The organism is Streptomyces sindenensis, assembly GCF_014649035.1.
Lineage (GTDB): Bacteria > Actinomycetota > Actinomycetes > Streptomycetales > Streptomycetaceae > Streptomyces > Streptomyces sindenensis.
Map to the genome: position 1 here is coordinate 180,289 of NZ_BMSG01000002.1, position 18,744 is coordinate 199,032.

At 70.0% G+C, this 18,744-nt stretch carries 17 protein-coding genes; 12 read left to right on the plus strand and 5 right to left on the minus strand.

Going from position 1 to position 18,744, the window contains the following annotated elements; all coding sequences use genetic code 11:
* Positions 1-438 precede the first annotated feature (438 nt).
* Both serS and IE145_RS04100 read left to right on the plus strand, forming a co-directional pair.
* Positions 439-1,716 carry a serine--tRNA ligase gene (gene serS / locus IE145_RS04095; protein WP_010060511.1) on the plus strand — a complete coding sequence of 426 codons (1,278 nt, stop codon included), beginning with the start codon at positions 439-441 and terminating at the stop codon, positions 1,714-1,716.
* A complete protein-coding gene (locus IE145_RS04100; RefSeq protein WP_189518885.1) occupies positions 1,713-2,537 on the plus strand; it encodes an HAD family hydrolase in 825 nt (274 codons plus the stop codon). Before serS ends, IE145_RS04100 begins: the two co-directional genes overlap by 4 nt.
* Before the next feature lie 90 nt (positions 2,538-2,627).
* Here IE145_RS04100 and IE145_RS04105 read toward each other — a convergent pair whose 3' ends face one another.
* The 5 genes from IE145_RS04105 to IE145_RS04125 all read right to left on the minus strand — a co-directional run bounded on the left by IE145_RS04105 (position 2,628) and on the right by IE145_RS04125 (position 7,193).
* The gene (locus IE145_RS04105; protein ID WP_189518886.1) at positions 2,628-3,323 is read right to left on the minus strand and encodes a hypothetical protein; all 696 of its coding nucleotides are present in this window, start codon (positions 3,321-3,323) and stop codon (positions 2,628-2,630) included.
* A gap of 309 nt (positions 3,324-3,632) precedes the next feature.
* Complete coding sequence (locus IE145_RS04110) at positions 3,633-4,352, minus strand: ABC transporter permease subunit (protein ID WP_189518887.1); 720 nt, start codon at positions 4,350-4,352, stop codon at positions 3,633-3,635.
* Between the two features lie 30 nt (positions 4,353-4,382).
* The gene (locus IE145_RS04115) at positions 4,383-5,294 is read right to left on the minus strand and encodes an ABC transporter ATP-binding protein (RefSeq protein WP_189518889.1); all 912 of its coding nucleotides are present in this window, start codon (positions 5,292-5,294) and stop codon (positions 4,383-4,385) included.
* The gene (locus IE145_RS04120) at positions 5,291-6,199 is read right to left on the minus strand and encodes an ABC transporter permease (RefSeq protein ID WP_189518891.1); all 909 of its coding nucleotides are present in this window, start codon (positions 6,197-6,199) and stop codon (positions 5,291-5,293) included. Before IE145_RS04120 ends, IE145_RS04115 begins: the two co-directional genes overlap by 4 nt.
* Positions 6,189-7,193 carry an ABC transporter ATP-binding protein gene (locus IE145_RS04125; RefSeq protein WP_189519270.1) on the minus strand — a complete coding sequence of 335 codons (1,005 nt, stop codon included), beginning with the start codon at positions 7,191-7,193 and terminating at the stop codon, positions 6,189-6,191. The genes IE145_RS04120 and IE145_RS04125 overlap by 11 nt, the downstream gene beginning before the upstream one ends.
* Positions 7,194-7,453: 260 nt before the next feature.
* On the opposite strand from IE145_RS04125, the gene IE145_RS04130 reads away from it, so the two are divergent.
* The 10 genes from IE145_RS04130 to IE145_RS04175 all read left to right on the plus strand — a co-directional run bounded on the left by IE145_RS04130 (position 7,454) and on the right by IE145_RS04175 (position 18,597).
* Positions 7,454-8,314: a M24 family metallopeptidase gene (locus tag IE145_RS04130; protein ID WP_189518893.1), complete on the plus strand. Its 861-nt coding sequence runs from the start codon at positions 7,454-7,456 to the stop codon at positions 8,312-8,314.
* Entirely contained in the window at positions 8,311-10,083 is a 1,773-nt protein-coding gene (locus IE145_RS04135; protein WP_189518895.1) for an SDR family oxidoreductase, read from the plus strand. The genes IE145_RS04130 and IE145_RS04135 overlap by 4 nt, the downstream gene beginning before the upstream one ends.
* Before the next feature lie 17 nt (positions 10,084-10,100).
* Complete coding sequence (locus tag IE145_RS04140) at positions 10,101-11,129, plus strand: MerR family transcriptional regulator (RefSeq protein ID WP_373296568.1); 1,029 nt, start codon at positions 10,101-10,103, stop codon at positions 11,127-11,129.
* 148 nt (positions 11,130-11,277) lie between these two features.
* Positions 11,278-11,820, plus strand: coding sequence for an RNA 2'-phosphotransferase (locus IE145_RS04145; RefSeq protein ID WP_189518897.1), 543 nt, complete (start codon positions 11,278-11,280; stop codon positions 11,818-11,820).
* Positions 11,821-12,208: 388 nt separating this feature from the next.
* The gene (locus IE145_RS04150; protein ID WP_189518899.1) at positions 12,209-13,441 is read left to right on the plus strand and encodes an MFS transporter; all 1,233 of its coding nucleotides are present in this window, start codon (positions 12,209-12,211) and stop codon (positions 13,439-13,441) included.
* A gap of 250 nt (positions 13,442-13,691) precedes the next feature.
* Positions 13,692-14,696 (plus strand): hypothetical protein, encoded by a 1,005-nt coding sequence (locus IE145_RS04155; RefSeq protein ID WP_189518901.1) that lies wholly within the window; start codon positions 13,692-13,694, stop codon positions 14,694-14,696.
* A 286-nt stretch (positions 14,697-14,982) separates the two neighbouring features.
* A complete protein-coding gene (locus tag IE145_RS04160) occupies positions 14,983-15,963 on the plus strand; it encodes a hypothetical protein (RefSeq protein ID WP_189518904.1) in 981 nt (326 codons plus the stop codon).
* Positions 15,960-16,679 (plus strand): HAD family hydrolase, encoded by a 720-nt coding sequence (locus tag IE145_RS04165; RefSeq protein ID WP_189518906.1) that lies wholly within the window; start codon positions 15,960-15,962, stop codon positions 16,677-16,679. The genes IE145_RS04160 and IE145_RS04165 overlap by 4 nt, the downstream gene beginning before the upstream one ends.
* Entirely contained in the window at positions 16,676-17,650 is a 975-nt protein-coding gene (locus tag IE145_RS04170) for a phosphotransferase family protein (protein ID WP_189518908.1), read from the plus strand. The genes IE145_RS04165 and IE145_RS04170 overlap by 4 nt, the downstream gene beginning before the upstream one ends.
* On the plus strand, positions 17,650-18,597 hold the full coding sequence (locus IE145_RS04175) for a GNAT family N-acetyltransferase (RefSeq protein WP_189518910.1): 948 nt from the start codon (positions 17,650-17,652) through the stop codon (positions 18,595-18,597). The genes IE145_RS04170 and IE145_RS04175 overlap by 1 nt, the downstream gene beginning before the upstream one ends.
* Positions 18,598-18,744: the final 147 nt, after the last annotated feature.

The following is an 18,744-nucleotide window of genomic DNA, read 5'->3' on the forward strand; positions in this document are numbered from 1 at the left end:
CCACGAGTCATCGCCTGTCACCTCAATTCCCTTGATCAACTCTTTGGGGCGACGGAATCCCATCCGAATGAGCACGCGGGGCAGGTTTGAGCGGAGATCCCCAGGGGCTTCGTCCGGCTTCCGGAACAATGACCTCCGGCATCCACAGAACTTCCACACAGCCTGTGGATAACTATTCCGACATCGGCCCCCCTGTGGACAACGACGACCGGAGCGCCCCCAACTCCCGCCTCACTCAAGGCCGTACGTCAAGGAGAGCCGCACCTTCTGCCCTGTTCAGGGGAGTTAACCGCCGTTATTGACGGCCTCCCCTCCGCTCCGACGCCACGACCGCCCACGATTCCCCCACAGAAATATCAATTCCGGCAATTCGGTCATAGGGACACGCTCGGCAATATCGGTTCGAGTGCCAGAACCGCGCACCGGTAGCCTGGAGGGGTGATTGACCTTCGCCTGCTCCGTGAGGACCCCGACCGTGTTCGCGCCTCCCAGCGCGCCCGTGGAGAGGACGTCGACCTCGTCGACGCCCTGCTCTCCGCCGACGAGCTGCGCAGGTCGTCCGGCGTCCGCTTCGACGAACTCCGCAACGAACAGAAGTCGCTCGGCAAGCTGATCCCCAAGGCCACTCCCGAGGAGCGCACCGAGCTCCTCAAGAAGGCCGAGCAGCTCAAGGCCGACGTCAAGGCGGCCGACGCCGCCCAGGACGAGGCCGACGCCGACGCCAAGCGGCTGTTGCTCCAGCTCGGCAACATCGTCCACGAGGACGTGCCGGTCGGCGGCGAGGAGGACTTCGTCGTCCTGGAGACGCACGGCACCATCCGCGACTTCGGCGCCGAGGGCTTCGAGCCCAAGGACCACCTGGAGCTCGGCGAGGCGCTCGGCGCCATCGACATGGAGCGCGGGGCGAAGGTCTCCGGCTCGCGGTTCTACTACCTCACGGGCGTCGGCGCGCTCCTGGAGCTCGCCCTCGTCAACGCGGCGATCGCGCAGGCCACCGAGGCCGGCTTCACCCCGATGCTGACCCCGGCGCTGGTCCGCCCCCGCGCCATGGAGGGCACCGGCTTCCTCGGCCAGGCCGCGGAGAACGTGTACCACCTGGAGAAGGACGACTACTACCTGGTCGGCACCTCCGAGGTCCCGCTCGCCGCGTACCACATGGACGAGATCATCGACGCCGACAAGCTGCCCCTGCGGTACGCCGGGTTCTCCCCGTGCTTCCGCCGCGAGGCCGGCACGTACGGCAAGGACACCCGCGGCATCTTCCGCGTCCACCAGTTCGACAAGGTCGAGATGTTCTCGTACGTCGACCCGGCGGACGCCGAGGCCGAGCACCGCAGGCTCCTGGAGTGGGAGAAGCAGTGGCTCACCGGTCTCGAACTGCCCTTCCAGGTGATCGACGTCGCCACCGGTGACCTCGGCGCCTCGGCCTCGCGGAAGTTCGACTGTGAGGCGTGGATCCCGACTCAGGGCAAGTACCGCGAGCTGACCTCCGCCTCGAACTGCGACGGCTTCCAGGCCCGCCGCCTGTCCGTCCGGATGCGCGACGGCAAGAAGGTCCAGCCGCTGGCCACGCTGAACGGCACGCTCTGCGCCGTACCGCGCACGATCGTGGCGCTCCTGGAGAACCACCAGCTCCCCGACGGCTCGGTCCGCGTTCCCGAGGTGCTCCGTCCCTACCTGGGCGGGCGCGAGGTCCTGGAACCGGTCGCCAAGTGACCTTCCCGTACAAGCTCGTCGCGACCGACCTCGACGGCACGCTGCTGCGCGGGGACGACACGGTCTCCGAGCGCACCCGCGAGGCGCTGGCCGCCGCCACGGCGGCCGGTGCCGCGCACATCATCGTCACCGGACGCGCCGTCCCCTGGACCCGGCACATCCTGGACGACCTCGGTTACGAGGGGCTCGCCGTCTGCGGTCAGGGCTCGCAGGTCTACCACGCGGGCGAGCACAAGCTGCTGACGTCACTGACCCTGGACCGGCAGCTCGCCGGTCTCGCGCTGTCCAAGATCGAGGCGGAGGTCGGCCCGCTGCACCTGGCGGCCAGCCGCGACGGTCTTGAGGGCGAAGTCCTGGTCGGCCCCGGCTACCAGGTGCAGGAGGGCCCGCTTCCGTATCTCTTCGTGGATGACGCCACCGAGATGTGGACGGCCCCGCTCAACAAGGTCTACATACAGCACCCGGAGCTGGACGACGACGCCCTGGCCTTCGCCGCGCGGGCGGCCGTCGGCAGCCTGGTCGACGTGGTCATGGCCGGGGCCGGTGTGGTCGAGATCCTGCCGCTGGGCCTGAGCAAGGCGACCGGCCTCTCGCTGGCCGCCCGTCGGCTCGGGGTGAAGGCGGCCGACACGATCGCCTTCGGTGACATGCCGAACGACATCCCGATGTTCGGCTGGGCCCAGCACGGCGTGGCCATGGCCAACGCCCACGACGACCTGAAGGCCGTCGCCCACGAGATCACGGCGTCCAACGAGGACGACGGCATCGCGGTGGTGCTGGAGGAGCTGCTCCGCCCGGCGCCCGTACAGCCCGCACGGTAGGACGAGCCTGCGGCAGGTCTCTCCCACCCGCACCCCCGGAAAGCGCGACAGCGGCCCGGCACCGTTTCCCACGGTGCCGGGCCGCTTCACTCAGCGCTGCCCGTCACGGCGGCGCAGATCCTTCAGCTGCCCCGCGAAGGCGTCCATCCGCCCGTCGAGCCGCACGACGTCCTGCTGCACATCCGTCAGCCGCAGACTCATCGCGCCGACCACCTGATGCGTCATCTCCACCTTCCGGTCCAGGCTGTCGAGCCGCTCCGACATCCGCACCAGCACCGGCCCGAGCTCCTGCAGCGCACTGCCGACCCCGGTGAGGCAGCTCTCGATGCGCGTGACGCGCTGATCGAGGGAGGCGTACTGCGTACGGAGCGACTCCTCGGCGTCGAGGAGGTACGTGCGCACGCAGCGGGCGATGTCGCTGTCGCGAAGAAGCAGGGCGATGTTGAGGACGGTGCGGCGGGTGTAGAGGGTCAGCTGCGTGGCAGCCTGTGGATAACTTTCCCGCCCCTCCTTCTCCCATAGGTACAACATGTCCCTCTGGAAGATTCGCAGCTCAGCGCCGCGCAGCAGGATGAGGCCGTTCTCTTCGACCTCCGCCCGGTGCCGCTGCGTCACCTTCTTGACGGTCTCTGTGGATACTTCGAAGTAACGAGCCACGTCCTCTGTGCGAACGTGAATTCCGTCCGGGAGCATGACAAGGCTCTTCACCTTGTCGAGGACATCGACGCGCCCCATCTGCTCCCCGCGCAGCGCGCGCGATTCGAGCAGGGCGACTTCCGTGGGCATGGGTGTGCCTTTCGTACGAGGGAATGACGAGGACGGCCCACACCCCGGGCTTCAGGGGTGGAGGACGCTCACGGTTGCCACTCACTCGATGACCGGTCCGGTGGGCCGAGCCTCACCCGGTGCCGGCCTTCCCCGATTTCACGATCGCTACGACGCCACGGATTCCAGTTGCCTCCACGCACCCTGCCCAACGACCCGATAAACACAACGTCACGCGGACGTCTGTCCGGTCATACGACGACCCCCGCCCTTGTTCCGGGACAAGGGCGGGGGTCGTCGGGGCGCGGCACGGGGCTCAGACCGCGGGCCTCACTCCTCGCCCGCCAGCTTCAGCGCCCGCAGCTTCTGGCCCGCGTACCAGGTGGCGGCCGCCGTGACCACGACCAGCAGCACCGTGGCGAGCGGCAGGCCGACCTCCGAGGTCACCGCGCCGTCGTCCGCGACCTTCTGGGCGACCGCCAGGGACCACTGCTGGACGCTGAGCGTCCGCGCACCGGCCACCAGTCTGCCGAGCAGGGCCTCCCAGACCAGCGCGTAGACCAGGCCGAGCACGACGGCGTGCCGGCTGACCGTGCCGAGCAGCAGGAACAGGGCGCTGTAGGCGATCGACGCGATCAGCGCCGCGATCGTGTAGGCGACGGCGATCTGCTGGCCGTTGCCGTTGAGGATCAGGCCCGCGAGCAGCGTCGGCAGGGCCGAGAACACCATGGTCACCGCGATGGCCACGATCAGCTTGGTGAAGATGATCGTGGGCCGCTTCACCGGCTTGGCGAGCAGATAGACGATCGAGCCGTCGTCGATCTCGGGGCCGATCGCCCCGGTGCCCGCGATCACACCGATCAGCGGCACCATCGTGGCGATGGCGAAACCGCCGAGGACGTTCGAGGCGATCTGGTCGTCGGCCTCGGCGAACATGCGCACGGCCGCGGCGATGAGCAGCAGCAGGGCGGGCAGGACGAACAGGATGGCGGCCCGGCGCCGGCCGAGCAGGGCCCGGTAGGTGAGCCGGGCGACTGTGGGGTCGTACATGACGGTGCACAGCTCCTTTCAGGCCACTACTCAGGCCGCTACGAGATAGGAAAAGACCGATTCGAGGGACTCGTCGGACGGCGAGACGGTGAGCAGCCGGATGCCCCGCTCCCGGGCGACCCGCGGCAGCAGTTCGGTGAACCGCCCGAAGTCGACGGCCTGGATGCGCAGCGCCTTCTCGGTCAGGTCGACCTCGATGCCCGCCGTGGAGGGGTCGGCGATGAGCGCGGCCGCGAGGGCCCGGTCGTCGCTGGAGCGCACCAGATAGCGGTGCGGCCGGTCCTTCATCAGCCGGCGGATCTTGCGGAAGTCGCCGGAGGCGGCGTGCCGGCCCGCCACGATCACCTCGATGTGCGAGGCCAGTTGCTCGACTTCTTCGAGGATGTGCGAGGAGAACAGGACCGTACGCCCCTCGGCTCCCATCCGCCGCAGCAGCTCCATCAGCTGCATCCGCTGGCGCGGGTCCATTCCGTTGAACGGTTCGTCCAGGAGCAGCACCGAGGGCTCGTGGACCAGCGCGGAGGCCATCTTCACGCGCTGGCGCATGCCCTTGCTGTACGTGGCGATCTTGCGGTCCTGTGCGTACTCCATCTGAACCGTGGCGAGCGCCCTCTGCGCCTCGGCCCCGCCCAGACCCTGGAGTTCGGCGTTGGCGACGACGAATTCCCTGCCGGTGAGGAAGTCGTACATCCCTTCCCGCTCCGGGACGATGCCGATCTCCTTGTAGACGGCCTCGTTGCGCCAGATCGTCCGGCCGTCGAGCGTGACCTTCCCCGTCGAGGGGGCGAGGAATCCGCCCATCATGTTGATGAGGGTGGACTTTCCAGCGCCGTTCGGGCCGAGGAGTCCGGTGACGCCGGGGCCCACAGTCATGGAGACGTCGTTGACGGCGACCACGTTGCCGAACCAGCGCGAGGTGTGGTCGATCTCGATGGTGGTCACAGCCCGGCCCTCCGGTAGCGGCGCATCAGGACGGCGTACGAGCCGGCGACGAGCGCGAGAACAACGATCAGGTAGACCACGCCGGCACCGGCGCCCGGACCCGCCTCCCCGGGGAAGGCGGAGGGCGCGCCGAGGAACGCGGTCTGGACGCCGTCGATCAGGGTGATCGGCGAGAAGAGACCGAGCCACTGCACGGCCCCGTCCGACCCGGTTTCCCAGGCGATGGCCTGAACCGTGGAGACGGCGCCGTAGGTGATGGTCAGGAGGGCGATCACCGCGGCGACACCGAAGCCGCGCCGCGGGGTCAGGGCGGCCATCACCAGGCCGAGCCCGGCGAACAGCACGGACAGCAGCGCCACCGACACCAGCCCCTGGCCGAACCACTTGGTCTGATCGGCGAAGTCGAACTTCGCGAGCAGAGAGCCCACATAGAGGATGAGCAGCGGCACACCGGTGAGGATGAAGAGCGCCGAGGCGGTGGCGGCGAACTTCGCGACCACGTAGTCGGCCCGCTCGATCGGCCGCGAGAAGTACAGGGGGACGCTCTTGAAGCGGAGGTCCCTGGACACCGCCTGCGGGGCCTGGGCGGCGATGAAGAGGCCGATCACGGCCTGGAGGTAGATCGCGTACGAGGTGTACTCGATCACCAGTTTGGTGGCGTCCGGCGCGGCCATGGAGACCGCCACCAGGATCGCCGCGACCAGCGCCATCACGCCGAACAGCAGCATGGGCAGCACCTTGGACTTGGCGGAACGGCCCAGTCCGAAGGAGCCCCGCAGGGTCTGCGAGAACAGGGAGCGGCGGGCGTAGGCCCGGCCCAGCCGCGGTCCGTCGTAGGAGCGGTAGCCGATGTTGTGGATCCGGGAGGCGTCGCGCCCGGCCGCGGCCTTGGTCTCAGTGCTCATCGCGACCGCTTCCCTTCTGCTGGACGACCCCGGCGGTGGTGGCCGCGGCCGGGACGGCGGCTGTCCGCGCCGCGCCCTGTTCGGTACGGAAGACCTCGGCGATCTGGTGGCGGCGCTGTTCCATGCGGACCAGGCCGAGCCCGAGTCCGGCGACGCTGTCGCGGACCACGTCGTACGTCTCCTCGCCCGTCGCCTCGATCAGCAGGATGTGGCCCGCGCCCGGCAGCCCCTCCGTGTCGATGCCGTCGTGGCCGATGAGCGTGACCCCGGCGTCGGTGAGGACCTCGCGCAGCGCGCCGGTGCCGTCGGGGTGCGTTTCACTGTCGGTCACCTCGACCGCGAGGGTCGCGGTGGTCTGGGTGAAGTCGCTGGTGGCGCTGGAACGCAGCAGGGTTCCGCCGTCGATGACGACGACGTGGTCGCAGGTGCGTTCCAGCTCGCCCAGGAGGTGCGAGGTCACCAGGACGGAGATGCCGAAGTCGGTGTGGATCCGGCGGATCAGACCGAGCATCTCGTCCCGGCCGACCGGGTCGAGTCCGTTGGTCGGCTCGTCGAGCAGGACCAGCTGGGGGTCGTGGACGAGGGCCTGGGCCAGCTTGACCCGCTGCTTCATGCCGGTCGAGTAGCCGCCGATGGGGCGGTAGCGCTCCTCGTAGAGGCCGACGTGGCGCAGGGTGTCGGCCGTGCGCTCGCGGGCCGCGGTGGGCGGCAGCCCCGACATGCGCGCCATGTGCACGACGAACTCGGTCGCCGAGACGTCGGGCGGCAGGCAGTCGTGCTCGGGCATGTATCCCACCCGTTCCCGGATGGCCGCGCCGCTGGTCGCGACGTCGAGCCCGAGCACCTCGGCCCGGCCTTCGGTGGCGGGGGAAAGACCCAGCAGGATCTTGATCAGTGTGGACTTGCCTGCTCCGTTGGAACCCACCAGACCGGTCACACCCGGTCCGATGTCCAACGTGAGCCGGTCAAGCGCGGTCACCCGGGGGAACCGCATGCTCAGGGCTTCGGTAGCGATTACGGCTGTCACGGAAATGACGGTAGTGGCGCGGACCACAGGGGTCGTCAGCCCTGACGGTTGGATCCGCGTCAGACTCCAGGCGTACACGCCAGTAGGGGGACACGTCGTGGATCCACCGCGGAACCGGGGTTTTCCCCAGGCCGCGCACCCCTCTTGACGCAGCCGCCGGACATTGTCACATTCATCAGTGTCACGTTACGGGCACGTACCGCACACGGCAGGGAACGGACGGTGGCATGACCGGCTTGGCCAAGGCAGTACAGGGCACCAACTCCCCGGAGCTGCGGGGGTTCAGAGAGGTTCAGCGTCTGGCCTACGCCTGCGCGGAGGCGGTCGCCGGTCAGTTGCGCTCGGGTGTGACCGAGCGCGAGGCGGCCCGGATGCAGCGCGTGTGGCTGCGCGAGCGCGGTGTGCGCGACTGGTTCCACCTGCCGTTCGCCTGGTTCGGGGACCGTACGGCGTTCGCCGGTTTCAAGGTGCCGCTGCAGTTCTTCCCGACCGACCGGAAGCTGGAGCCGGGCATGCCGTTCATCCTCGACATGGCCCCGGTGTACAAGGGGTACACCGCCGATGTCGGGTACGCGGGATGCCTCGGCCTCAACCCGCTGCACGACAGGCTGCTGGCCGATCTGGAGGCCCACCGCGGGCTGATCCTGCGCGGGGTGCGCGAACGCCGCTCCTTGCGCGAGATCTACGAGGACGTCGAACGCCTCATGACCGCCCAGGGATACGCCAACCGGCACCGGGCCTACCCCTTCGGCGTGATCGCCCACAAGGTCGACCGTGTCACCGAACGCCGTTGGTCCCCGCAGGTGTTCGGCTTCGGGACGCAGGCCCTCAAGGGGCTCGTGAGCGACGCGCTGCGCGGCCACCGGGAGGGCTGGTCGCCGCTGTGGAGCCCCTACCGCTTCTCCGACCACCCGCCGCAGCCGGGCCTGTGGGCGGTCGAACCCCACCTCGGATTCCGGGGTACGGGCGCGAAGTTCGAGGAGATCCTGGTCGTCACCGACTCCAAGGACCCCGAGCAGAGCGCTTTCTGGCTGGACGACGATCTGCCGCATGTGCGGCGCTGGGCCGAGGAGAAGGTGGCGGCGTGAATCTGTCTCAGGCGCGTGAGCGGACCGTGCGTACGGGAGGCGTCGAGCTGTGCGTCGCCGAGCTGGGCGACGCGGGGCGGCCGACCGTGGTGCTGGTCCACGGCTATCCGGACAGCAAGGAGGTCTGGTCGGACGTCGCCGTACGGCTGGCCGAGCACTGGCACGTGGTGCTGTACGACGTGCGGGGGCACGGCAGGTCCACCGCCCCGAAGCCGCTGCGCGGCGGCTTCACCCTGGAGAAGCTGACCGACGACTTCCTCGCCGTGATCGACACGGTCAGCCCGGACCGCCCGGTGCACGTGGTCGGCCACGACTGGGGATCCGTCCAGTCCTGGGAGTTCGTCACGGTCGGCCGGACCGAGGGCCGGATCGCCTCCTTCACCTCGATGTCCGGGCCGTCCCTCGACCACTTCGGGCACTGGATCAAGCGCCGGATGACCCGCCCCACCCCGCGCAAGGTGGGTCAACTGCTCGGCCAGGGAGCCAAATCCTGGTACGTGTACATGCTCCACACCCCCGCCCTGCCGGAGCTCGCCTGGCGCGGGCCGCTCGGCAAACGCTGGCCGCGGATCCTGGAGCGGCTGGAGAAGGTGCCGGCGGGCGACTACCCCACCGCCTCCCTCCCGAACGACGCGGCGCACGGTGCCTGGCTCTACCGCGACAACGTCCGCGCCCGGCTGCGCAGGCCCCGCCCGGACGCCTACGCCCACGCACCGGTGCAGCTGATCACCCCGACCGGGGACTCCTTCCTCTCCGAGCGGCTCTACGACGGCCTGGAGGACTGGGTCCCCACGCTGGTACGCCGCTCACTGCCGGCCAAGCACTGGGTGCCCCGCACCCGGCCGGACCAGCTCGCCTCCTGGATCGACGAGTTCGTCACCGCGAACGAGTCCGCCGCGCGGGACGGCGGGCCCGTGCAGCAGACGGTGGCGCAGGGGCCCTACGCAGAGCGGTTCGGCGGTCAGCTGGTCCTGGTGACGGGCGCGGCCTCCGGGATCGGGCGGGCCACGGCGTTCGCGTTCGCCGAGGCGGGCGCCCGGATCGTGGCCGTGGACCGCGACGCGGAGGGCGCCGCCCGCACCGCCGAGATGGCGCGGCTGATCGGGGCGCCCGCGGCCTGGGGCGAGGTCGTGGACGTCGGCGACGAGGCCGAGATGGAGAAGCTCGCCGCCCGGGTCGCCGCCGAGTACGGAATCGTCGACGTCCTGGTCAACAACGCCGGGATCGGACTCTCCGGATCCTTCCTGGAGACCACGAGCGAGGAGTGGAAGAAGGTCCTGGACGTCAATCTGTGGGGAGTCATCCACGGCTGCCGGTTCTTCGGGAAGCAGATGGCGGACCGCGGCCAGGGCGGCCACATCGTCAACACCGCTTCGGCCGCGGCCTTCCTGCCCTCCCGGGTGCTGCCCGCGTACAGCACGTCGAAGGCGGCCGTGCTGATGCTCAGCGAGTGCCTGCGGGCCGAGCTGGCGGAGAAGTCGATCGGGGTGAGCGCGATATGCCCCGGCATCGTCAGCACCAACATCACCGCCACCACGCGGTTCGCCGGGGCCGACGCGGCGGAGGAGGAGCGGCTTCAGAAGCGGACGAGCCGGGCCTACGGACGGCGCAACTACCCCCCTACGAGGGTCGCCGACGCCATCCTGCGGGCAGTGGTGCGCAACCAGGCCGTCGTCCCGGTGACCCCGGAGGCGCGCGGCGCCCGGCTGCTGTCCCGGCTGAGCCCGGGGACGCTGCGCTCCGTGGCCCGGCTGAAGCCGCCGCTGTGACGGGGGCCGGGGCGGACATGGGGACAGGGGCCGTGACCGGGACGGGGACCGGGACCGGGGCCGGGGCGGACGTGGGGGCAGGGACCGGAGCCGGGGCCGGGGCCGGAGCCGGGGCCAGGGTCGCCGAGTACCGGATCGAGGACCTGGCGCACGCCAGCGGGGCCACGGTGCGCACGATCCGTGCCTATCAGGACCGGGGGCTGCTCCCGACGCCCGAGCGGCGCGGTCGGGCCAACGTGTACCGGGAGGCCCATCTGGCCCGGCTGCGGCAGATCGCGGACCTGCTCGACCGGGGCTACACCCTGGCCAGCATCAAGGAGCTGCTGGAGGCGTGGGACGCGGGGCGGGGGCTCGGCGGAGTGCTCGGGCTCGTCGCGGAGGTGCAGGGGCCGTGGACGGACGAGAAGGCGGACCGGATCACCCGAACGGAGCTGGACGCCAAGTTCGGCGGCGGGCAGGACGACGAGGCGATCGCGGAGGCCGTGGCGCTCGGCGTACTGGAGCGCGTGCCCGGCCGGGACGACGAGTTCCTCGTACCCAGCCCGCAAGAGCTGTCGGTGGCAGCCGAGTTGTACGCGGCCGGGGTCCCGCTGACAGCAATCTCCGGCCATCTGCGGGAGCTTCGCGGCCAGGTCGAGCACATCGCCTCCCGTTTCCTGGAGTTCACCACCGAGCACGTCTTCGCCCGCTATCTCGGCCATCGTCCGCCCACCGACGCCGACGCGGCCGAGGCGGCATCGCTGGTACGCCGGCTGCGGCCGCTCGCCCAGCAGACGGTCGACGCGGAACTGGCCCGCGCCATGCGGACGTTCGCCACCCGCCATCTGCATCACCACCTCGGCGCAAAGGAGACGGCGATCGCCGAGAACGCCACCCGTCCCGTCCTGCTGCCGGCCCGGACAACACGGGCCGTGCAGGAGCTGGTTGGCGCGGACCGGGTCGCGGAGTTCATCACGGCGGCCGCCGAACGCGAGGTGCAGGCACGCACCTTGGACGCGCTGGCCTCATCTCACGCAAGAGACAATAAAGTTGACGAAAGTGGTTAAATCGCCCGCCAGTTGTCCACAGAGTGGCCAAATAGCCTGTGGATAAGTTGAGTTGGCTGTGGATCAAACATCGGTACGGAGAAAGACGAAAAGAAGCCTGTAAGAAATCCGGATGCACCGATGAACCGCGCACGGGCACGCTGACGCCATGGACGAACGTCGCACCGTCAAGGTGTCCAAGTACCTCTCGAAACATCTGCGGCACCAGCCGGAGCGCATCGGCATCACCCTCGACGACCACGGCTGGGTGGGTGTCGAGACGCTGCTGAGCGCGGCGGCCTCACACGGCTTCGCCATCAGCCGCGCCGAGCTCGACCACGTGGTCGCCGTCAACGACAAACGCCGCTTCGCGGTGGACGGCGACCGCATCTGCGCCAACCAGGGCCACACCGTCGCCGTGGACCTGGACCTGCCGCCGGCCGAACCGCCCGCGTACCTCTACCACGGCACGGTCGCCCGGGTGATGGACGCGATCCGGACCGAGGGCCTGCGCCCCATGACCCGCCACCATGTGCATCTGTCGCCCGACCGGGAGACGGCCACCCGGGTCGGCGCCCGCCGCGGCCGCCCCCTCGTCCTCACCGTGAACGCGGGCGCGATGCACCGCGCGGGCCACGTCTTCCGGGTCAGCGCCAACGGTGTCTGGCTCGCCGACGCCGTACCGCCGGAGTTCCTGCTCCTGCGCGGCTGACGGCCCGGCCGGAACAGGCATCCGGAGTCCCTTTCCGCATGGGCGACCTGGGAAAACTCTCTGAATCGGAAGGCAGCACCGACGGAGCGAAGGCGTAAGCCCAGCTGTCGTGTGAACACACGGAAACGCCATCCCGACTGCCCTGGATTCATCCAGAGTGCCCGAAAGGGCGCTTCGGGCGATGACGCCTAACCTTCTTGACGTCTCATTGAATGGATGCTTAAGGTCTTGATCGTTTGGTGATTCTACTTGCAGGTAGAACCTGCGCGGGGGATGTAGTAACAGTGCTCGGAATACGTAGATCGACCGTGGTGATGCGGCCCGAAGGTTCCCGGACGGTGGTTCTTGGCCACCGATGTTCGCGGAAGCAGGCCGAAAGCTCGACAACGTGTCCGTAAAGACCACCGAGAAGGGCACTCCAGAGTTCTCGCGTCTTCTTAAGGCGCCCGTCTTCAGGCGGTTCTTCCTCAGCCGGGCCATTTCCCTCATCGGTGACGCGGTGGTGCCGACCGCGCTGGCTCTCAGCCTCGTGGCACGAGACGCCTCCGCCGTGTGGCTCGGTGCCATGATGGCTGCGGCCATCCTGCCCAAGGTCCTGCTGCTGGCCCTCGGCGGAGTGGCCGCCGACCGGCTCCCCAAGCAGCCGCTGATGATCGCTTCCTCGATCGTGTGCGGTCTCGCCCAGCTCGGCACGGCTGCCACGTTCATCGGCGGCATGTCCCTGTGGTGGGGCCTCGCCTGCCAGATCGTCTTCGGCATGTCGATGGCGATCGGCTATCCCGCGATGTTCGGGTACCTGCCGCACTGCGTCGACTCGAAGAACCTCGGAGCCGCCAACGCGTTCATCGGCGCGTGGACCGGAATGGCCTCGCTGCTCGGTCCGACGGTGGCAGCGGTCTCCGCCGCGCTCGGACCGCCCGCCCTCGCGCTCGCCGTGGACGGGGTGTCCTTCCTGGTCAGCGCCGCGCTCCTGGTGGGCCTGCCGTACGGAGGGCCCACCGGTCGGACGGAAGGCGCGGCAGCAGGGCTGCGCGAGGGGTGGCAAGCGCTGCGCGGGCTGTCCTGGCTGCTGCGGATGACGGTGGTCGACAGTCTCATCCTGCTCCTGGTCGCCGCGCCCTTCATGGTGCTCGGCCCGGGCATCGTGCAGCACCTCACCCCGAACGGGTGGGCCCTGTTGATGGTCTCCTTCGCGGCGGGCGAACTGCTCGGCAGCCTCGCGTGCGGCCGCCTACGGCTGCGTCGTCCGATCCTGACCGCCGCACTCGGGCTGCTGGCCATGGGGCTGCCGCCCTTGCTGCTGGCCGCAGGTGCCGGAGTACCGGCCCTGTGCGTCGCGCAGTTCCTCGCGGGTGCCGGCATCGCCGCGTACGGCGTGCTCGTCAACACCGCCATCCAACAGAACGTTCCGGCCGATCGTCTCTCCCGCGTGGGGGCGATCTCCTCGATCGGCTCGTTCGCCTTCCTGCCGCTCGGATACGTGCTCGCCCCGCTCATCGCGGGCGTCGTCGGCCCCGAACCGGTGCTGTGGATCGCCGCGATCTGGACGGTCGCCTCCGTCAGCGCGCTGGTCGCGGACCGTACCCTCCGCGAATTCGGCCCCCCAGTCGCCTCCGAATAATTCCGGAGCACGGCAGGGCAGTAGCCCCGAAAGATCTCTCATGCCAGTGAAAAGATACTTCAGTGTGGCCGAATGGGCCCACAGCTTACCGTCAGGAGCAGCAGCTCCAGAAATTGAGCGGACCATTCCGTGGTTGAGCGCGGAAGAAGGGCGGATCACTCGCGAGCAATACGTTCTCGGGCTTGCCGAAAGTGCACATCCCCCTGCACAGGTCAGCAATAGGTCCTCGGCAGAGTGCGCGACCTGCTACGTGATTCCGCATGACTGCCCGCATACCACCTACGCCACCTGGTCCGTGTTCTTCGGCTCCCCGCTGCGGGACCTTCTGCACCGGCTGCCGGACGCGCAGGAGACGGAGCGGCTGCGGGAAGCGATGGCTGGCCTCGCGCGGCGCGCGCCCGTCGAAGGCACGGACACGCTCGCCGTGGTCTCCCCGGGGTCGACACAGCCTGGTATCACCAGCGGTGCGGGCGGAGTCCGCGCCATGATCGAACTGGTGTCCGAGACCGAGGACCTCGCGAACGAACGGGCCCTGCCGGTCGTGGAGTTCGGCAACGTACGCGACGAGCCCGCCTGGGCCCCGCTGCACCGGATACTGCGGGAGCGCGGGTACGTGCCGGTGGTGACCGGCGCCGACGCCGTACTCGACGTCCCGGCCACCGGACTCGACGCCTACTTCGACGGCTTCCGCTCCCACCGGCGCAAGGTGCTCCGCAAGGAGCGGGCCCGGTTCCTGGCCCGGCAGCCCGACATCACGCTGCTCGGCCCGCAGGGGCTGACCCCGGACCTGGTGGACCTCCAGCTCGACCGGTACCGACGCTACGGACACGAGGCCGACGCCCGCGCCGTGCGTGACCGGTTCGAGCGCGCCGCCGCCGTGCCAGGACTACGTGTCCTGCGCGCCGACGGCGAGGACGGACCGCTGGGTTTCGTCGCCTTCTACGAGGACCTCGCACACCGACGTATCGTCCCGAGGCTCGGCGCCTTCAGCACTGAGGACCGGGGCAGCTACTTCAACCTCGCCTACTACGAGCTCATCGCTCACGCGGCGCGCGGCGGCGGCTTCCGCATCCACTACGGGGAGTCGACGTACGGCGCCAAGACCACCCGGGGCTGCCGTTTGACCCGGCTCGTGTCCTACTTCCGCGCAGCCGACCCGCTCCTGCACGACGTCCTCACCGCGGCCGGCGCCATCCGGTCGGACCTCGAGGAACGGGAAATCGCCACCGCCGAGGGCACGTTCGCCGCCTCCTGACCACCGCGGCCTCGCGCTCGTACCAGGCCATCACAGCAGGCCCGCCCCCGGGCGCCCGGCAGAGCCCCTGCCGCCGCAGCCGGGTCGGCCGCGCCTGCCTTCCCCAGAGAGAGACCACACGATGATCACATCCAGTGCCAGCACGTCTCTCGTCGGCATGGGTGTCTTCCGCGCCGCAGCCGACGTGCGCCATCTGCAGTCCGTGAGAGTCGCCGGCGAGATACATCCACTGTCACCCGTCTCCAGCGGCTTCGTCGCCATCAGGCCCCAGAGCTTCCAAGAGGACATGACCGCGGCCCTCGGAGCACTCGGCTGGGGCCGGCCCGTGGCGTTCGTCGAGGATGCCTGTGGCCTGGCCGAGTTCACCGCGGCCGCCACCGAATCGGGATACCTCCCGGCCGCGGAGGACGGCGCGGAGCCCATCGCCTTCGTCGTTCCCAGCCTGTTCCGCAGCCGCAGGGCCGCCTCGATCGCGCGGCGGCTGGACCGGCTCGGGACCACCGCACCGCCCCCGGGTCCCCCCGGCGGGCAAGGCACCGAGCGCGGACCCCAGACCGTGCAGGCCGTGGGGGTCGGGCCGTGGACGCTCGACGCGGGCGAGGACGCCCTGGGCCCACTCGCCACCGGCTCGCACGTGGTCATGACCGACTGGACGCACCACCACACCTTCAGCCGGATCCCTGGGCACGAGCGTTTCGTCCCGCACGTGCTGCCCTACCGCTACGGCGACTTCGACCAGAACATCGACCAGGTGGACGAGGCGCTGCGCGAGCTGCACGACGCCGGCCACCAGCACGTGGGTCTGCTCGTCGAAGGCAACCCCGACACGTACGACGTCCTCGACGGACTGCCGCTGACCGACCGTGAGATCCGCGTCACCCCCGGCATCCCGATCGGCCTCCTCGCTGCCGCGCAGAACGCCCGGCACTTCCAAGACGACCCCTTCGCCCGGTCCTTCGCCTACCTCTCCGGACTTCACGGCCGCCACAGCCTGCCGCCCCAGCAGTTCCTCGGGGAGCTCACCAGCTACCTGGCCGCGGGCATCACGTGCGTCCTGGTCGAAATGCACAAGGGCGACGTCGACCTGGCCCTCGAAGCCGTCCGTCTCTGCGGCAAGGAGAAGTCCGCCGTGCTGATGAGCGACTACTTCTCCAGCGAGGAAGAGACCTTCTTCCTCCACGGCACCCCGGAAGGTCTGAGGGAAGGGCTCCCAGCGGACCGAGGGGGCCTGTCCAGCCTGTTGATCGCCGATGGAGGCCTGCGATGACCCGCCCCCTGCCCGCCCTGCTGTTCGACGCCGCCGACACGCTCCTCGAACTGACCCCCGCCTTCCCCGAGCTCCTCTCCGTCTCCTGGCTCGGAGCCGAGGGAGCACCCTCGGCGCAGGACGTGCGGGAGGCGCTGTGGGCCATCGGCGCGGAGGGCCACTGGCCTGACGACGAGCCGGACGCCGACGCCCGGCTGGCCATGTGGACCGCGTTCTTCCACGACGCGCTGCGGCGCGCGGGCGGCGCCGACTCCCACGCCGCCGCGCAGCGCGCCGCCCGCTATGCCCTGGACCCTGCGCACTACCGCCTCTACCCCGACGTCCTGCCCTGCCTCGACGCCCTGCGGGCCGCCGGACACCAGGTCGCTCTGGTCTCCAACTTCGACGGATGGCTGCGTGACATCCTCGCGGCACACCAGCTCACCGAACGGTTCGACGAGGTCGTCATCAGCAGCGAGGTCGGCTTCGAGAAGCCCCGCCCGGAGATCTTCGCCCTGACCTGCCGTCGGCTCGAACGGTCGCCCGCGGAGTGCGTGTTCATCGGCGACTCACTCGTCGTCGACATCGACGGGGCGCGGGACGCCGGCATGCACCCGCTGCTCATCGACCGCTACGGACGTTTCCCCGACCACCCCGGCCCCAAGGTCAGCTCGCTCGACACCCTGATGGACCTCGTGTCCAGCCTGCCGCTCGTCACCACGGAGGACGCCCGATGACCAGTGGAACACCCCGTGAGACGGCTGTGGACACGGAGGCTGTGGCCCGCGCCATCGCCACCGAGCACGGGCTGACGCTCCATGGGCTCGCAGGTGAGGGGGTGGACTTCGTGGTGTGCCGCGTGGGGCATCCCGCTCTCGGCGAGGCGGTGCTACGCATCCCCCGGCACCGGGTGTACCTCTCGCCGTACGGGAATGTCGACAGCGCCGACCTGGTCCGGCAGGAGCACGAGATCGCCGCCCACCTCGGTCCGCTCGGTCTGCCGGTGGCGACACCGCTGCGACGGATCGAACAACCGGACGGCATCGTCGTCTCCCTCGCCGCCCATGTCGAGCACGACGACGTGCCGCTCGACGGCCGCGACGTGGGCCGCTTCCTCGCCGCGCTGCACGGCGCGACGCCCCCGTCGGTACGCCTCGCCTACCAGGCGCCCGGCGACTTCGCGACCTTCTTCATCCAGCGGCTGTCCGACCGGCACGCCAACCTGCTGCTCAAGGCCCCGGCCCTGCCGCCGCTGCCCGCCCGCCACCGAATCGAAGCCGCCCTGGAGGCCGTCCGGACCCCGCACCGCCTCCTGCACCTCGACGTCCGCCGCCAGAACCTGCTGGGCCGACAGGGCCGGCTCGCGGCAGTCGTCGACTGGTCCAACGCTCTGATCGGGCCGCCGCTCATGGAGCTCGCGAGGGTCGCCGAGTACGCCCTGCTGCCCGACAACGGGATCGACGCGGAGGCCGTCCTGGCCGGCTACGCGGAGTCGCTGCCGACCCCGGACCTGGACTCGTCGGCGGCCCTGCTGTACCGGCTGGACACCGCGGTCATGCTCGCGTTGGTCTTCCACAGCGTGGCCCCGGACGCCGAGCGCGCCCACGTCCTCACCTCACGGGCGGAGCACCTGCTCGCGCGGCTCCATGCCGCCGTGCGCCCAGCAGACACCGCCGGTTCGTCCCACGAGCAAGGAGAGCAGCGCTGATGGACATCGTCGACCGCTACGGGCTCACCGTCGCCGAGCTCACCGCCGAGGAGGCGCTGGCCTCGTCCGGCCCCTGGCGCGGGCCGGACGTCGACCTGCTGAGGGTCGTCGATCCCCACCCGCGCGACGAGGCACGCCTCACGGCCGCCGGGTTCATCGTGAAGCCCGGCTGGGTCAACTGGGTCGCGCCGCTCCGAGCCTCCGAGGCCGAGTTCCTCGGGGAACTCAGCTCCAACGAGAGGCGCAAGGTGCGACGAGGCCTGGAGCTCTCCGCCTCGGCCGGACTGCGTGTGGAGGTGCGGCCGGAGCTGGAGGAAGGCCCGTTGGAGGAGTTCCTGGGCGTGTACGAGAAGCAGGTCGCCGACATGCGCAACGGCGTGAACCTGGCCCGTGGCGAGCAGCGGTCACTCCTGGAGCAGTCCGGTTCCCACATCGGTGTCTTCGCGTACGCGGGAAGCCGCATGGTGGGTGGGTGCGTCTGCCGGGTGCGCACGGACGGTTTTCTGCTCCAGCTGCGCTATGTGGCCACCGCCGATGTCGAACAGCGCGGCTCCCTGACCCGCGCCCTGTACATGGCGGCATTCCAGGCCGGCCGGGACCTGAACTGCGCCCGCATGTCCCTGGGCAACGACACCTCTCTGTACGGGCACATCACCTCCCCCGGCCTGTACGAGTTCAAGAAGCGGCTCGGGTTCACCCCGCTGCCTTCGGAAGCCGTCGACCCCGGTCTGGGAGGCGACGAGGCCGACCGCTTCGTGTCGCTGCGCGCTCTGACCGACCCGTCGCTGCTCCTCGCCTACGGGGCCGGGCCCGGCACAGGCGACGGTGCGCGGGAGGACCGCCCCCAGGGGCTGCGCCTGCACATCCTGGCATCGCGGGACGACGTGGACCTCGCGCCGTACCGGGCAGACTTCCTCAGCGGAGTCGAGGTGACCGTGGTCCCTTGAGGTGAGGCGGCCGAGGCCGTCTCCGGGCCGCGGCGGCACGCCCCCAGGACCGCCGCCCCGCGTCACCTCGGCTGTCGGGGCTGACCGGCGACGTCGTGCGACGGGTCTGTGTGCCGCGGGTGGCCCGGCCTGCTGGAGGGCCCACCC

Bases quoted from the DNA above. Each gene is read 5' to 3' on its own strand.
- IE145_RS04125 (WP_189519270.1), bottom strand. From the start codon at position 7,193: ATGCGGTTCCCCCGGGTGACCGCGCTTGACCGGCTCACGTTGGACATC.
- IE145_RS04165 (WP_189518906.1), top strand. From the start codon at position 15,960: ATGACCCGCCCCCTGCCCGCCCTGCTGTTCGACGCCGCCGACACGCTC.
- IE145_RS04175 (WP_189518910.1), top strand. From the start codon at position 17,650: ATGGACATCGTCGACCGCTACGGGCTCACCGTCGCCGAGCTCACCGCC.
- IE145_RS04170 (WP_189518908.1), top strand. From the start codon at position 16,676: ATGACCAGTGGAACACCCCGTGAGACGGCTGTGGACACGGAGGCTGTG.
- IE145_RS04105 (WP_189518886.1), bottom strand. From the start codon at position 3,323: ATGCCCACGGAAGTCGCCCTGCTCGAATCGCGCGCGCTGCGCGGGGAG.
- IE145_RS04110 (WP_189518887.1), bottom strand. From the start codon at position 4,352: ATGTACGACCCCACAGTCGCCCGGCTCACCTACCGGGCCCTGCTCGGC.
- IE145_RS04145 (WP_189518897.1), top strand. From the start codon at position 11,278: ATGGACGAACGTCGCACCGTCAAGGTGTCCAAGTACCTCTCGAAACAT.
- IE145_RS04140 (WP_373296568.1), top strand. From the start codon at position 10,101: ATGGGGACAGGGGCCGTGACCGGGACGGGGACCGGGACCGGGGCCGGG.
- IE145_RS04130 (WP_189518893.1), top strand. From the start codon at position 7,454: ATGACCGGCTTGGCCAAGGCAGTACAGGGCACCAACTCCCCGGAGCTG.
- IE145_RS04120 (WP_189518891.1), bottom strand. From the start codon at position 6,199: ATGAGCACTGAGACCAAGGCCGCGGCCGGGCGCGACGCCTCCCGGATC.
- IE145_RS04160 (WP_189518904.1), top strand. From the start codon at position 14,983: ATGACCGCGGCCCTCGGAGCACTCGGCTGGGGCCGGCCCGTGGCGTTC.